The sequence below is a fragment of the Sphingomonas jeddahensis genome, from assembly GCF_001981525.1.
Taxonomy (GTDB): Bacteria; Pseudomonadota; Alphaproteobacteria; order Sphingomonadales; family Sphingomonadaceae; genus Sphingomonas; species Sphingomonas jeddahensis.
Genome location: NZ_MPSB01000001.1, coordinates 147,154 through 160,991, shown reverse-complemented (window position 1 = coordinate 160,991; position 13,838 = coordinate 147,154). Strand labels below are relative to the sequence as shown.

Annotated in this window: 9 protein-coding genes and 1 pseudogene; 4 read left to right on the top strand and 6 right to left on the bottom strand. The window is 66.1% G+C overall.

The window, feature by feature from the left end; translation table 11 throughout:
- Positions 1-232: 232 nt before the first annotated feature.
- From SPHI_RS00675 to SPHI_RS00660, 4 genes and pseudogenes are all read right to left on the bottom strand, one after another.
- Entirely contained in the window at positions 233-1,309 is a 1,077-nt protein-coding gene (locus SPHI_RS00675) for a SufD family Fe-S cluster assembly protein (RefSeq protein WP_083719557.1), read from the bottom strand.
- Positions 1,306-2,049, bottom strand: coding sequence for a Fe-S cluster assembly ATPase SufC (gene sufC, locus SPHI_RS00670; protein WP_076742968.1), 744 nt, complete (start codon positions 2,047-2,049; stop codon positions 1,306-1,308). The genes SPHI_RS00675 and sufC overlap by 4 nt, the downstream gene beginning before the upstream one ends.
- A gap of 48 nt (positions 2,050-2,097) precedes the next feature.
- Positions 2,098-3,561, bottom strand: coding sequence for a Fe-S cluster assembly protein SufB (gene sufB, locus SPHI_RS00665; RefSeq protein ID WP_076743220.1), 1,464 nt, complete (start codon positions 3,559-3,561; stop codon positions 2,098-2,100).
- 113 nt (positions 3,562-3,674) lie between these two features.
- A pseudogene (locus SPHI_RS00660) lies at positions 3,675-4,079 on the bottom strand (SUF system Fe-S cluster assembly regulator); the annotation flags it as partial.
- Positions 4,080-4,236: 157 nt separating this feature from the next.
- Here SPHI_RS00660 and SPHI_RS00655 point away from each other — a divergent pair.
- The 3 genes from SPHI_RS00655 (at position 4,237) to SPHI_RS00645 (ending at position 8,963) form a co-directional block, all read left to right on the top strand.
- A complete protein-coding gene (locus SPHI_RS00655; protein ID WP_076742966.1) occupies positions 4,237-5,265 on the top strand; it encodes a quinone-dependent dihydroorotate dehydrogenase in 1,029 nt (342 codons plus the stop codon).
- Between the two features lie 32 nt (positions 5,266-5,297).
- Entirely contained in the window at positions 5,298-7,022 is a 1,725-nt protein-coding gene (locus SPHI_RS00650) for a gamma-glutamyltransferase family protein (protein ID WP_076742965.1), read from the top strand.
- 153 nt (positions 7,023-7,175) lie between these two features.
- Positions 7,176-8,963 (top strand): AMP-dependent synthetase/ligase, encoded by a 1,788-nt coding sequence (locus tag SPHI_RS00645; RefSeq protein ID WP_076742964.1) that lies wholly within the window; start codon positions 7,176-7,178, stop codon positions 8,961-8,963.
- A gap of 139 nt (positions 8,964-9,102) precedes the next feature.
- Here the strand turns inward: SPHI_RS00645 and SPHI_RS00640 are convergent, their stop codons facing one another.
- Positions 9,103-10,131: an aspartate-semialdehyde dehydrogenase gene (locus SPHI_RS00640; RefSeq protein WP_076742963.1), complete on the bottom strand. Its 1,029-nt coding sequence runs from the start codon at positions 10,129-10,131 to the stop codon at positions 9,103-9,105.
- Between the two features lie 171 nt (positions 10,132-10,302).
- Positions 10,303-12,555 (bottom strand): S9 family peptidase, encoded by a 2,253-nt coding sequence (locus SPHI_RS00635; protein ID WP_076742962.1) that lies wholly within the window; start codon positions 12,553-12,555, stop codon positions 10,303-10,305.
- A 197-nt stretch (positions 12,556-12,752) separates the two neighbouring features.
- On the opposite strand from SPHI_RS00635, the gene SPHI_RS00630 reads away from it, so the two are divergent.
- A complete protein-coding gene (locus SPHI_RS00630) occupies positions 12,753-13,781 on the top strand; it encodes a potassium channel family protein (protein WP_076742961.1) in 1,029 nt (342 codons plus the stop codon).
- The last annotated feature ends 57 nt before the right edge of the window (positions 13,782-13,838 follow it).

Sequence of the window (13,838 nt, the reverse complement as noted above, 5' to 3'; positions counted from 1 at the left end):
AGGCGCTGGCGCGGTTTTCCCAACGTTGGGGATTGGGTGAGCATAAGGGGACGCTGACACGAGTGCGGCGTGTAGGACAGCCGCATATCCTCTCCGGCACGGGGAGGGGGACCAGCGAAGCTGGTGGAGGGGCGTCTCCACATAGGGACTCGCTTGTGGAAGCGCCCCTCCACCACCGCGCTGCGCGCGGCGGTCCCCCTCCCCGTTCCGGGGAGGATAGAAGCGGCACTTATCACAACGCAGCGTCCAGCCAGGCGTCGGCGTCGGCTTCGAACCCTTTGCGCACCGTCTCGTCGCCGATCCGTTCCAGCGCGTCGGCGACGAAGGCGCGCGTCAGGATCGCCTGCGCGCGGGTGCGCGGAATGCCGCGGCTCTGCATGTAGAAGAGCGCGCGCTGGTCGAGTTCGCCGACCGTCGCGCCATGGGCGCATTTCACGTCGTCGGCGAAAATCTCCAGCTCGGGCTTCAGATTCACCGTCGCGGTGCGATCGAGCAGCAGGCCGCGGAGCGACTGTTCGCCGTCGGTCTTCTGCGCATGCCGCGCGACTTCGACCGCTGCGGCGAGGCTGACCGCCGAGCGATCCGCTGCGACCGCGCGCCACACCTGACGCGACGCCCCATTCGGCTGTGCGTGGTTCACGCGGACGGCGCATTCCTGCTTCTGTTCGGCAGAAGTGAGCAAGGCGCCGCCATATTCGACGAACGCGCCCTCGCCCGCCATGGTGAGCTGCGCGTCGATGCGGCTCCCCTGCCCGCCGGCGCCCAGGAACACGGTAATGAGGCTTGCCGCTTCGCCGACCTGCGCGGCCTCGCGCAGCGACACGAAGCCGGCGGGCTGAAGCAGGCGAACCGAGCGCATCAGGCGCGCGCCTTTGCCGAGCTGCGTGCGGGTGAAGCGGTTCTGCCAACCGGCGCCGACAAAGGTTTCGACGATCTCGGCCGCGGCATCGTCGGCGAGGACGATCTCGGACGGCAGATGGTTCTCGCGGCCCGTGGCGACATGGACGATCTGCACCGGGTGCGTGACCGCCTGCGCGTCGAGCCGCAGCGACCAGCCGGTGCCGGTCGCGCGGCGGCCGAGCGCGTGTTCGTCTCCGCCCAGCTCGATGAGCGTAACGCGGTGAAGGTCGCTGCGTGCTTCGTCGAGCTTCCCATCGAGAAAGAGCAGCTTGGCGCCGGGGAGATCGAGGAAGTCGGCCTCCGGCGCGGCGATCGGCGCGAGCGCGGCGGCTGCGGCGAGGCCGCCGAGGTCGGCCCAGCGCCATGCTTCCTCGCGGGTGGAGGGGAGATCGAGCACGGCGTCACTCACGCCGCAATCTCCGCATATCCCTCACGCTCGAGCTGATGCGCCAGCTCCGCGCCGCCCGATCGCGTGATGCGGCCGTCGGCAAGGACATGGACGAAGTCCGGCTTCACGTAATCGAGCAGCCGCTGATAGTGGGTGATCAGCAGCACGGCCTTGGTGGGCTGGCGCATGATGCGGTTGATACCATCGCCCACGATGCGCAGCGCGTCGATGTCGAGGCCGCTGTCCGTCTCGTCGAGGATCGCGAACTTGGGATCGATGATGCCCATCTGGACCATCTCGTTGCGCTTCTTCTCGCCGCCCGAAAAGCCGACGTTGACCGGGCGCTTTAGCATCTCCTGGTCAAGGCCGAGCGCGTCGGCCTGGCTGCGTGCAAGCTTTAGGAACTCGGCACCCGACAACGGCTTCTCGCCGCGGCCGGCGCGCTGGGCATTGAGGCTCTCGCGCAGGAATTGGACGTTGGACACGCCGGGGATCTCGACCGGATACTGGAAGCCGAGGAACACGCCGGCCGCGGCGCGCTCGTGCGGTTCCAGTTCGAGGAGGTCCTGCCCATCGAACGTGACGCTGCCCTCGGTCACCTCGTAACCGGGGCGGCCGCCGAGCACATAGCCGAGCGTCGACTTGCCAGCACCGTTCGGCCCCATGATCGCATGCACCTCGCCCGCATTCACGGACAGGGTGAGGCCCTTGAGGATCGGCTTGCCGTCAATTTCGGCGTGGAGGTCTTCAATCTTGAGCATGGTTATTCCGAACTGAGGCGATGAGGGCTGAGGACGTGGTACACATGGTCATCCGACCGAACCTTCAAGGCTGATGCCAAGCAGCTTCTGCGCTTCCACCGCAAACTCCATCGGCAGCTGCTGCAGCACCTCGCGAGCGAACCCGTTGACGATCAGCGCCACCGCGGCTTCCTGATCCAGCCCGCGGCTCATCGCGTAGAACAGCTGATCTTCGCTGATTTTCGAGGTGGTCGCCTCATGCTCGATCTGCGCGCTCGGATTGCGCACCTCGATATACGGCACGGTATGCGCGCCGCACTGGTCGCCGAGCAGCAGCGAATCGCACTGGGTGAAGTTGCGCACGCCTTCTGCGGTCGGGGCCACGCGCACCAGCCCGCGATACGTGTTATCCGAACGACCGGCGCTGATTCCCTTCGACACGATCGTTGAGCGCGATCCCTTGCCGAGGTGGATCATCTTGGTGCCGGTGTCGGCCTGCTGGCGGTTGTTCGTTACCGCAACCGAATAGAATTCGCCGACGCTGTTCTCGCCCGCCAGCACGCACGAGGGATACTTCCAGGTCACCGCCGAGCCGGTCTCGACCTGGGTCCACGACACCTTGCTGTTCTTGCCCTGGCACAAAGCGCGCTTGGTGACGAAATTGTAGATGCCGCCGACGCCATTCTCGTCGCCGGGATACCAATTCTGCACGGTGGAATATTTGATCTCGGCGTCGTCCAGCGCGACCAGTTCCACCACCGCGGCGTGGAGCTGGTTCTCGTCGCGCATCGGGGCTGTGCAGCCCTCGAGATACGAGACGTAGGAGCCCTTGTCGGCGACGATCAGCGTGCGCTCGAACTGGCCCGTATTCTCAGCATTAATGCGGAAATAGGTCGACAGCTCCATCGGGCAGCGCACGCCCTCGGGCACGTACACGAAGGTGCCGTCGGAGAAGACCGCGCTGTTCAATGTCGCGAAGTAATTGTCATGCTGTGGCACAACCTTGCCGAGCCACTTCTTCACAAGATCGGGATACTCGCGGATCGCCTCGCTGATCGACAGGAAGATGACACCAGCCGCCTTCAACTCCTCGCGGAAGGTCGTGGCGACCGAGACGCTGTCGAATACCGCGTCGACCGCTACCTTGCGGGCGCCTTCGACGCCGGCGAGAACTTCCTGCTCGGCGATCGGGATGCCGAGCTTCTCGTAAGTGCGCCGGATTTCGGGATCGAGCTCATCGAGCGACGCGATCGTCTTCTTCTGCTTCGGCTCCGCGTAGTAATAGGCGTCCTGATAGTCGATCGGCGGGATCGACAGCTTCGCCCAATCCGGCGATTCCATCGTCAGCCACTTACGAAATGCCTTAAGCCGCCAGTCGAGCATCCACTCGGGCTCACCCTTCTTGGCGGAGATGTAGCGAACAGTATCCTCGCTCAGCCCCTTGGGCGCGAAGTCCTGCTCGACGTCGGTGGCGAAGCCCCATTCGTACTTCTTCGAAACGGCGGCAAGCGCCTCGGCGTTCTTGGTAGCCATCATAATACCTGTTCCCCCTCCCGCTTGCGGGAGGGGTTAGGGGAGGGAATGTCGAAGGCGGGGGTAGACCGGACAGGCCCTCCCCCAACCCCTCCCGCAAGCGGGAGGGGAGCTTGGGTTGCGAGCTGCGTCAACGTGACCCCCGCCAGCGCATCGCGGACGGCGCGGTTGACGACCGGCCAATGCGGCTTGACGCGGCAGCTGCCGTCGAGCGCGCACTCCTGATGCGACGTATCGACGCAGTTGGTGAGCGCGATCGGCCCCTCCACCGCCTCGATGATGTCGGCGAGCGTAATCGTCGCTGGCGGGCGCGACAGGCGAAAGCCGCCGCCGGTTCCACGCGTGCTCTCGATAAGACCGGCAGACGACAAGCGACTGACAAGCTTCTGCGCCGTGGGGAGCGGCACGCCGGTCTCCTGCGCGAGGCCGGTCGCGTTTACGCGTGCCAGCCCACCGCAATGGCGCGCCGCGGCCGTCATCATCACGACGGCATAATCGGCAAGGCTGGACAGGCGCATGTTGCGAGCGGTTCTCAAATCGGACTATATCGTTCCGATTGGCAGATGGGCGCGCGCGTGACGGAAATCAACCACCATGTTGCGGTGCGTCACAGGTCCTGTCGCAACCAACAATGAGGGGTTGATCTCTCCGGCGGTTCGCGGGCACCGCGCGGGGATGAGCTTTCCCCTGCGGCCTGCCCTTTTCGCCCTCGATGCCGAACGCGCGCATCGCCTGACCATCCGCGCGCTGGCGGCGTGGGGCAGTGCCGGCACCATGGGGCGACGTTCGTTCACCGATCCGGTGCTCGCGACGAGCGTGGCCGGGATCGACTTCGCCAACCCGCTTGGCGTGGCGGCGGGGGTCGACAAGGATGGCGAGGCGGTGGCGGGGCTGCATGCGCTGGGGTTCGGCGCGGTCGAGGTGGGGACGCTGACCCCCCTGCCCCAGACCGGCAATCCTAAGCCGCGCCTGTTCCGGCTGGTCGAGGATCGCGCGGTGATCAACCGCATGGGGTTCAACAACGGCGGGCTCCACGCGGCGCTGGCTCGACTGCCGGCGAAGCGGCGCGGCGTGCTGGGGCTCAATGTCGGCGCGAACAAGGATGCCGCGGATCGGGTCGCGGACTATGTTCATGGCGTGACTGCGGCGGCGCGGGTGGCGGATTATGTGACGATCAACGTCAGTTCGCCCAACACACCGGGGCTGCGCGACCTGCAACATGGCGCCGCACTCCGCGATCTGCTTGCGGCGACGCGCGCAGCCGCTGCGGCGAGACCGCTGTTCCTGAAGGTCGCGCCTGATCTGGAGCCTTCAGCGATTGAAGACATTGCCGCGGCGGTAATTGATCACCGGCTAGACGCGCTGATCCTGGGCAATACCACGATCTCTCGCCCACCGCTTGTGTCCGGCAACGCCGGCGAAACAGGCGGGCTGTCCGGCGCACCGCTGGCGGTGCTTGCCCGGGAGAAGCTGCGCGCCTTCCGGCAAGCGACGGGCGGCGCGATCCCGCTGATTGCGGTCGGCGGGATCGACAGCGGAGCGGAGGCTTATGCTCGCATTCGCGCCGGTGCGAGCCTCGTCCAGCTCTACAGCGCCATGGTCTATGCCGGCCCGGGTTTGCCGGTGCGCATCCTGCGCGAACTGGCGGCGCTGCTTCGGCGCGATGGCTATGGCTCGATAACCGAGGCGGTCGGCGCCGGTTGACGCGGGGACACGCGCCGATAGGGTCGCGGGCCATGAAGACCATGCTCGCGCTTGCCGCGCTGCTCGCCCCCGTTCCCGCTTACGCTCAGGGAATGGTCACCTCCGCCGATCCGCGCGCTACGGAGGCCGGCCGTGAGATCCTGCGCGCCGGTGGCTCGGCCGCCGATGCGGCGATGGCGATGATGATCGCGCTGACCGTCGTGGAGCCGCAATCAAGCGGTATCGGCGGTGGCGGCTTTCTGCTGCATCAGAGCGCCGGCGGCCCGCTGGAGACGATCGACGGGCGCGAAAAGGCCCCGATGGCTGCGACGCCGCAGCGCTTTCTCGGGCCTGACGGCAAGCCAATCCCGCATGTGCAGGCGTTTCCGGGCGGCAAGTCGGTCGGCGTGCCCGGCAACGTGCGGTTGGCGGCGCTCGCCAACAGGAAATGGGGCAAGCTGCCGTGGAAGGCGCTGTTCGCCCCGGCGATCCGGCTTGCCGAAGGCGGCTACACGGTGACGCGCCCGATGGCGGCCGCGAGCACGAACCTGACGCCTTTGTGGGGCGGTGGCCGCACGGCCGTCGCAGGGCCAGAGGGCGGCACCTCGACCGGTACGGCGGATAAGGTCGGCCGCTTCCCGCAGGTCGCCGCAATGTATTCGCGGGGCGGCAAGCCGCTGACCGAAGGGGAACGGATCACCAACCCGACGCTCGCGAAGCTGCTGCGCAAGATCGCCGACGAGGGGCCCGACGCCTTCTACACCGGCGACAATGCCAAGGCGCTGGTCGCCGCCGTCACCACCGCGAAAGTTGCGCCCGGCGACATGACCGAAGCCGATCTCGCAGCTTATCAGGCGAAGGAGCGCGCGCCGGTGTGCGGCAGCTATCGCAGCTACAAGGTGTGCGGCATGGGTCCGCCTTCCTCGGGCGCGACGACCGTGCTCCAGATCCTCGGCATGCTGGAGCGGTTCGACCTCGTCAAGCTCGGCAAGGATTCGCCCGTGGCCTGGCATTTGATCGGCGAGGCGATGCAGCTCGCTTACGCCGATCGCGACAAGTATCTCGGCGATGCCGATTTCGTCGACGTGCCGGTCGCCGGGCTGATCGACAAGGGCTATATCGCCAAGCGATCGGGCCTGATCTCACAGGCGCGCGCGCTCGGCACCTATCAGCCGGGAACGCCGCCGGGTGCCCAGCCGCGCACCGCCGCGCCGCAGCACAACGAGCATGGCACGACTCACTTCGTCGCGGTCGACGCGGATGGCGATATCGCCACCATGACCTCGACGATCGAAATGCCGTTCGGCAGCCAGCTGATTGCCAACGGCTATATGCTCAACAACGAGCTGACCGACTTCAGCCTCGCGCCGGAGAAGGACGGCGCGCCCGTCGCCAACCGCGTGCAGCCGGGCAAGCGGCCGCTGTCGTCCATGTCGCCGACGATCGTCTATGATGCGAGCGGCGCGCCGGTGTTCACCGTCGGCGCAGCCGGTGGCAAGACGATCATCATGCAGGTCGCCAAGGCGATCGTCGCGCATTTCGACTGGAAGCTGCCGGCTCGCGACGCGCTTGGCCTAGGGCTGGTGTTCTTCAACAAGGACGGGCTGGTGCTGGAACAGGGCACCAGCCTTCCCGCGATGCAGCCGGCGCTGGAGGCGATGGGCCATAAGGTGACGGTGTCGAAGCTGGGGCTGAAGGCCAATGCCGCGGAGAAGACGGCAAGCGGATGGGTCGGCGCGCCCGATCCGCGCAGCGTCGGCACGGCGTTGAAGCAGTGATAATCTCCTCTCCGGGACGAGGAGGGGGACCAGCCGAAGGCTGGTCGAGGGGCGGCGCCACGGCGGATAACGTGCGTGTGAAGGCCGCCCCTTCACCACCAGCCTGCGGCTGGCGGTCCCCCTCGCCGTTCGGGGGAGGATAGGAGAGTATAGATGCGCAAGCTGGAGCATTTCCCGAACATCGTGACGATGTTCTTCACGCGTGCGCGGGAGAAGGGTGACGCGCCGTTCCTCTCCGCCAAACGCAATGGCGCGTGGCAGGCGACGAGCTGGGCGGAGGCCGCGCGACAGGTCGCCAGCCTCGCCGCGGCGCTGAAGCATATCGGGCTCCAGCCGGGCGACCGGGTGATGCTGGTCAGCGAGAACCGGCCGGAATGGTGCATCAGCGATCTCGCCATCATGGCCGCGGGTTGCATCACCGTGCCGACCTACACCACCAATACCGAGCGCGACCATGCGCACGTCATCGAAAATTCGGGTGCGCGCGCGGTGATCGTCTCGACGCAGAAGCTCGCCGACACATTGCTCAAGGCGGTGCTGCGCACGACGCATATTGAGACGGTGATCGCCATCGACCAGTTGCGCCCCCGCCCCTCCGGCGTGCGCAGTTGCAGCTGGGCCGGGCTGATCGAGGAACATGCCACCGATCCGGGGGATGCCGCCGCGCACGTCACCTTTACCCGTGCGGACACCGCCTGCATCATCTACACGTCGGGCACCGGCGGCGCGCCGCGCGGTGTGATGCTGCACCACGGCGCGATCCTCCACAATATCGCCGGCTGCGCGGACGTCATCTCCGAGGATCTCGGCTGGGGCGACGAAGTGTTCCTCTCGTTCCTCCCGCTCAGCCACGCTTATGAGCATACCGGCGGGCAGATGCTGCCGATCGCGATGGGCGGGCAGATCTTCTATGCGGAGAGCCTGGAAAAGCTCGCCGCCAACATGGAGGAAGTGCAGCCGACGATCATGTTCGTCGTGCCGCGCCTGTTCGAGGTACTGCGCACGCGGATCAGCAAGGTGATCGCCAAGCAGGGCGGCGCGTCGCAGAAGCTGCTGGGCGCCGCGCTCGACATCGGCGCGCGGCGCGCGGCAGGCACGCTGCGGCTGGTCGACCGGCCCAAGGCGCTGGTCGTCGATCGTGTGTTCAAGCCCAAAATCGCCAAGAAGTTCGGCGGGCGGATGAAGGCGATGGTATCGGGCGGCGCGCCGCTGACGCCGGAAGTGGGCGTGTTCTTCCAGTCGCTCGGCGTCACCTTTCTGCAAGGCTATGGCCAGACCGAGGCAGGGCCGGTGATCTCGTGCAACCGGCCCAAGGTGGGCGTGACGGTGGACAGCGTCGGCCCGCCGCTGCCCAACACCGAGGTGCGGATCGCCGAGGACGGCGAGATCCTGGTGCGCGGCGAGCTGGTGATGCACGGCTATTGGCGCAACCCGGCGGAAACCGCGCGGGTGCTGCACGATGGCTGGCTCCACACCGGCGACATCGGCGTGATCGACGAGGTCGGACGGATCAAGATCACCGATCGCAAGAAGGACCTCATCATCAACGACAAGGGCGATAATATCGCGCCCCAGAAGGTCGAGGGGATGCTGACCCTCCAGCCCGAAATCATGCAGGCGATGATCGCGGGCGACCGCAAGCCACATATGGTGGCGGTGATCGTGCCCGACCCGGAATGGACGCAGGAATTTTGCGCCGCGCGCGGGACGAAGTGCGACTTCGCGAGCCTGGCGCAGAACGCGGAATATCGCGCGGGGATCGCCGCGGCGGTGGAGCGGACCAACAAGGATCTGTCGGTGATCGAGCGCGTCCGCCGGTTCATCCTGGCGGACGGGCCGTTCACGATCGAGAACGAGCAGCTGACGCCGAGCCTGAAGATCCGTCGCCATGTGCTGCGGCAGGTGTATGGCGAGCGGCTGGAGGCGTTGTACAAGGGGTGAGCGCTACCTGTTCCCCGGCGGAGGCCGGGGCCCAGTTGGGAAGGCTGCGATAACAGGCGCTGCGCCCCCCAACATTGTTCCCCGACTGGGCCCCGGCCTTCGCCGGGGAACAGGGCGGCTCAAGACTGGGGTGACGAGATCAAGCCGCCTTTTGCAGGTGCCGCCGTCCCAACAGCTCCGCGATCTGCACCGCGTTCAGCGCCGCGCCCTTGCGCAGATTGTCGCTCACGCACCACAAAGCGAGGCCGTTCTCCACCGTCGGATCTTCGCGCACGCGGCTGACATAGGTCGCGTACTCGCCCACGCACTCGATCGGCGTGACATATCCTCCGTCCTCGCGCTTATCGACCAGCATGACGCCGGGCGCCTCCCGGAGGATCTTCTGCGCTTCCTCGGCCGAAATCTCGTTCTCGAACTCGATGTTGATCGCTTCCGAATGGCCGACGAACACCGGCACGCGCACGCAGGTGGCGGTCACCTTCACCTTCGGATCCATGATCTTCTTGGTTTCCACCACCATCTTCCATTCTTCCTTGGTCGATCCGTCGTCCAGGAAGCTGTCGATGTGCGGGATCACGTTAAAGGCGATCTGCTTGGTGAACTTCTTCGGCTCGGCCGGATCGCCGACGAAGATGTTGCGGCTCTGCTCGAACAGCTCGTCCATCCCCTGCTTACCGGCGCCCGACACCGATTGATAGGTGGCGACGACGACGCGCTTGATCTTGGCCACATCGTGCAGCGGCTTGAGCGCCACCACCATCTGCGCGGTGGAGCAATTCGGGTTGGCGATGATGTTCTTGGCACGATAGCCGTCGATCGCCTCCGGGTTCACCTCGGGCACGATCAGCGGCACGTCCGGATCCATGCGGTATAGCGACGAATTATCGATCACCGTGCAGCCGGCGGCGGCGAACTTGGGCGCATAGACCTTGGTCGCCTCGCTGCCGATCGCGAACAAGGCGAAGTCCCAGCCGGTGGGATCGAAATGCTCGATGTTCTGCACCTTGAGCATCTTGCCGGTTTCGCCGTATTCGATCTGCTCGCCGACCGAGCGGGACGACGCCAGAAGCGCCACTTCATCCGCCGGAAACTCACGATCGGCGAGGATGTTGACCATCTCGCGCCCGACATTGCCCGTCGCCCCTGCGACCACCACCCGGTAACCCATAAACCCGTCCTTCAACTCGTAACCGCGCGCGCCTTAGGCGTTAGCGAAAGATTCTGCCAACAAAGCTTTGCTTGGCGCAGCTTTTCTTCTGCCACCTACCTTCGTCACCCCGGACTTGAGCCGGGGTCCGCTTCTTCTTCTGCGCGCGCGGGAAGGCAGCGGGACCCCGGCTCAAGGCCGGGGTGACGAGGCAGGCTTGTTCTTTACCGTCCGATCCAGGAACGCCAGCATCGTCGTCCACGGATGGACGTCGCGCACCGCGCCATGCGCTTTGCCGGGATAAAGCATCATCTCGAACGGCCGGTTCGCCGCCTGCATCTTCGCCGCGAACGCCGTGGTGTTGTCGAGGAACACATTGTCGTCCGCCATGCCGTGCATGATCAGCAGCGGATCGCTGATCTTCGTCGCCTCGGGCAGCGCACTGGAGGCAGCATAAGCCGCCGCATCGCGCGTCGGATCGCCCATGAACCGCTCGGTATAATGCGTGTCGTACAGCGCCCAGTCGGTCACAGGCGCGCCCGAGATGCCGGCCGCGAATACGCCGGGATGCTGCTCCATCATCTTGAGCGTCAGATAGCCACCGTACGACCAGCCATAGGTCGCGATCTTCGCCGGATCGACAAACGGCAGCGTCTTCAGATAGGCCGCCCCGGCAAGCTGGTCGGCCACCTCGACCGACCCCATCGCATGCCAGATCGCATCCTCATACGCCTTGCCGCGATTGTCGGAGCCGCGATTGTCGATCTGGAAGACGATCCAGCCCTGCTGCGCCAGATATTGCCGCAGCGGCATGTTGCCGGGCCAGTCGCGCGCCACGTCCTGGCTGCCGGGGCCGCCATAATGCATGAAGAAGACGGGGTAGCGCTTCCCCTTCTCCAGCACCGGCGTGATCATCTGCCAGTGGAGCGGGGTGCCGTCCTCGGCCTTGATCGTGCCGAACTCGGTCGGGCGATGCGTGGCGAGGAACGGGGCGTAGGGATGCGCGCCCGTCACGGCATTCTCGTTCACCCAGGCGATACGCCTGCCGCTTGCATCGGCGAGATAGGTCTGCTTGGGCTGCGTCGGGTTGGAGCGGCTGATGATGAAGCGGGTGCCGGTCGCATCGGCCGACACGCCCGCGGTGAACCACCCCGCCTCGGTGAGCCGAGTAACCGCATCCGGCTTGTTCAGATCGAGCGCGTAAAGATGCCGCTCAAGCACGCCGTCCTTGTTACCCGTGAACACAAGCCGCCCGGCGGTCTCGTCCACTGATACCAACGAATCGACCACCCATTCGCCCTTGGTCAGCTGCGTCCACCTACCCGCCTTCCAGCGATACAGATGCCCGAAGCCGTCGCGCTCGGAGCGCCAGATTAGGCTGCCGTCCTTCATCGGGCGATAGGCGTCGGACAGGTTGAGCCAGCTCTTCTCGCCCGAGCGCTCGGTAAACATCACCGTCGACTTGCCCGTCGCGGGATCGACCAGCAGCATGTCCAGCGTGCGCTGGTCGCGCGACTGACGTTGCACCAGCAGCGCCGAGCCGTCCGGCGTCCAATCCACCCGCGCGAGGTAGATGTCGCGCCCAGTCCCGCTTTCTGCGCCGAGATCGACCTTCACCTGCCCCGATCCGTCGGGCTTCATGATGAAGAGATCGACCAGCACATTGGGCGTGCCTGCGGCGGGATAGCGCTGTTCGTAGATGCTGGTGCCCGTCGCGCCGATCGACGCGCGGGTGAACACGCGCACCGGCGCCTCGTCGAACCGCTCGACCGCGATCAATTTGTCGTCGGGCGACCACCAATAGCCGGTGCGGCGATGCATTTCCTCCTGCGCGACGAATTCTGCCTCGCCGAAGTGAACGGTGCCCCCGCCTTCTTTGGTCACCGCGCGTGCCGTGCCATCCGCTGCACCAACCCAGAGGTTCTGGTCGCGCACGAAGCTCACGAAACCGCCGCGCGGGCTCACCACCGGATTGAGCGCGCCTTTGCTCCCCTCCAGCTTGCGCACCTCGCCGTCGAGCGTGGCAATGAACAGCTCGCCATCCACCGGCACCAGGATCGTTTTGCCGTCGGGCGACCAGTCGTAATCGAGGATGCCGGTCTTGCCGGTCTTCGATCGATCCCGCTCGCGCTGCATCTTCTCGGCTTCGGAAAGTGCGGCGCCGCTGCCGACCTTCTTCGAATCGACCAGCATCCGTGATTGCCCGGTGCGGGTGTCCATCGCCCAAAGGTCGAAACGATTGCGCTCGTCCTCACGCGGACGAACCGACGTGAGCAGCGTGCCGTCGGGCGACAGGCGCAGTGCCTGCGGCTGGCCGCCGCCCAGATCGGGGCTGGCGAACACCCGCTCCAGTGTCAGCCTCATGGCTGGTTTCGCGGGCTCAGCCACCGCGCTTGCCGTCCAGACCACCGCCCCTGCCCCGATCGCCGCCATCCATTTGCGCATTCACTCTTCCCGGCTGATGTGTAGGGTTGGACTAGCGGGGAGCGGCGGCAAGCGCAAAGTTCCCGTCCCGTTCGTCCCAAGCGAAGTCGAGGGAGATGCCACGTGCGCTGGCGTATTGGGTTTGTGCCTCGACTTCGCTCGGCGCGAACGGAGAGGATGGCTGGATCGTCGCGCGGGGATCGGTAGAAGAGGCCCCGATGCGTCTTACCAAACAGGCCAAGGATCTTCACCTGCGGCAGCGCAGTGGCCTGTCCGACTGGGCGAACCTCGCGTTGCGCGTGGGCCTCGCGCTGGCCCTCGTCGGCGTGGCGCTCGGCGGCCACTGGTTCGATCGTGAGGGGCTGCGCGACAATATCGACGGGTCGATCAGCTTCATCGACGTGCTGTATTTCACCATGATTACCGTCACGACGGTGGGCTATGGCGACATCGTGCCGGTGACGGACAGCGCCCGGCTGTTCGACACCTTCGTGGTGACGCCGATCCGCCTGTTCGTGTGGCTGATCTTCCTGGGGACCGCTTATGATTTCCTGCTTCGACGCACCTGGCAGAGGTGGCGCATGAAGGTGATCCAGCGGCAATTGACCGGACATATCGTCATCGCCGGCTATGGCACCAGCGGCACGGAGGCGCTGCGCGAGCTCTGCCGCCGCGGCAAGGACGTCGACACAATCGTCGTGATCGACCGCAATCGCGACGCGCTCGACCATGCCGAGGAATGCGGCGCGGTGGTGCTCGACGGCGATGCGACGCGGGACGAGACGCTGAAGATCGCGCGTATCGCCCAGGCCTCGACGCTGATGGTCTCGGCCGGACGCGATGACACGACGATCCTGATCGTGCTCACCGCGCGGCGCTTGTCCGAACACGTGCGGATCAGTGCGGTGATCAAGTCCGATGATAACGAGGCGCTCGCCCGTCAGGCCGGCGCCGATGTGGTGATCAACCCCGCCAGCTTCGCCGGGCTGCTGCTCGCCGGCTCGACCAACGGCCCGCATGTGGCGGAATATCTGACCGACCTCGCCGCGGTGGACGGCCGCGTCGCGCTGCGCGAACGCGATGCCACGCCGGAGGATGTGGGCCGACACCTGCGCGAGCTTACAACCGGCCTCGGCGTGCGCCTGTTCCGGAACGGCGTGTGCGTCGGGCACTTCGACGACGCAGCGCGGCGTGTGGAACCAGGCGACCGCATCGTCGAGATCGTCCGCGGCGACGTGGCGGTGTAGTAGCGGACGCCTTTTATTCTTCGTCACCCCGGGCTTGACCCGGGGCCCCGCTTCTTC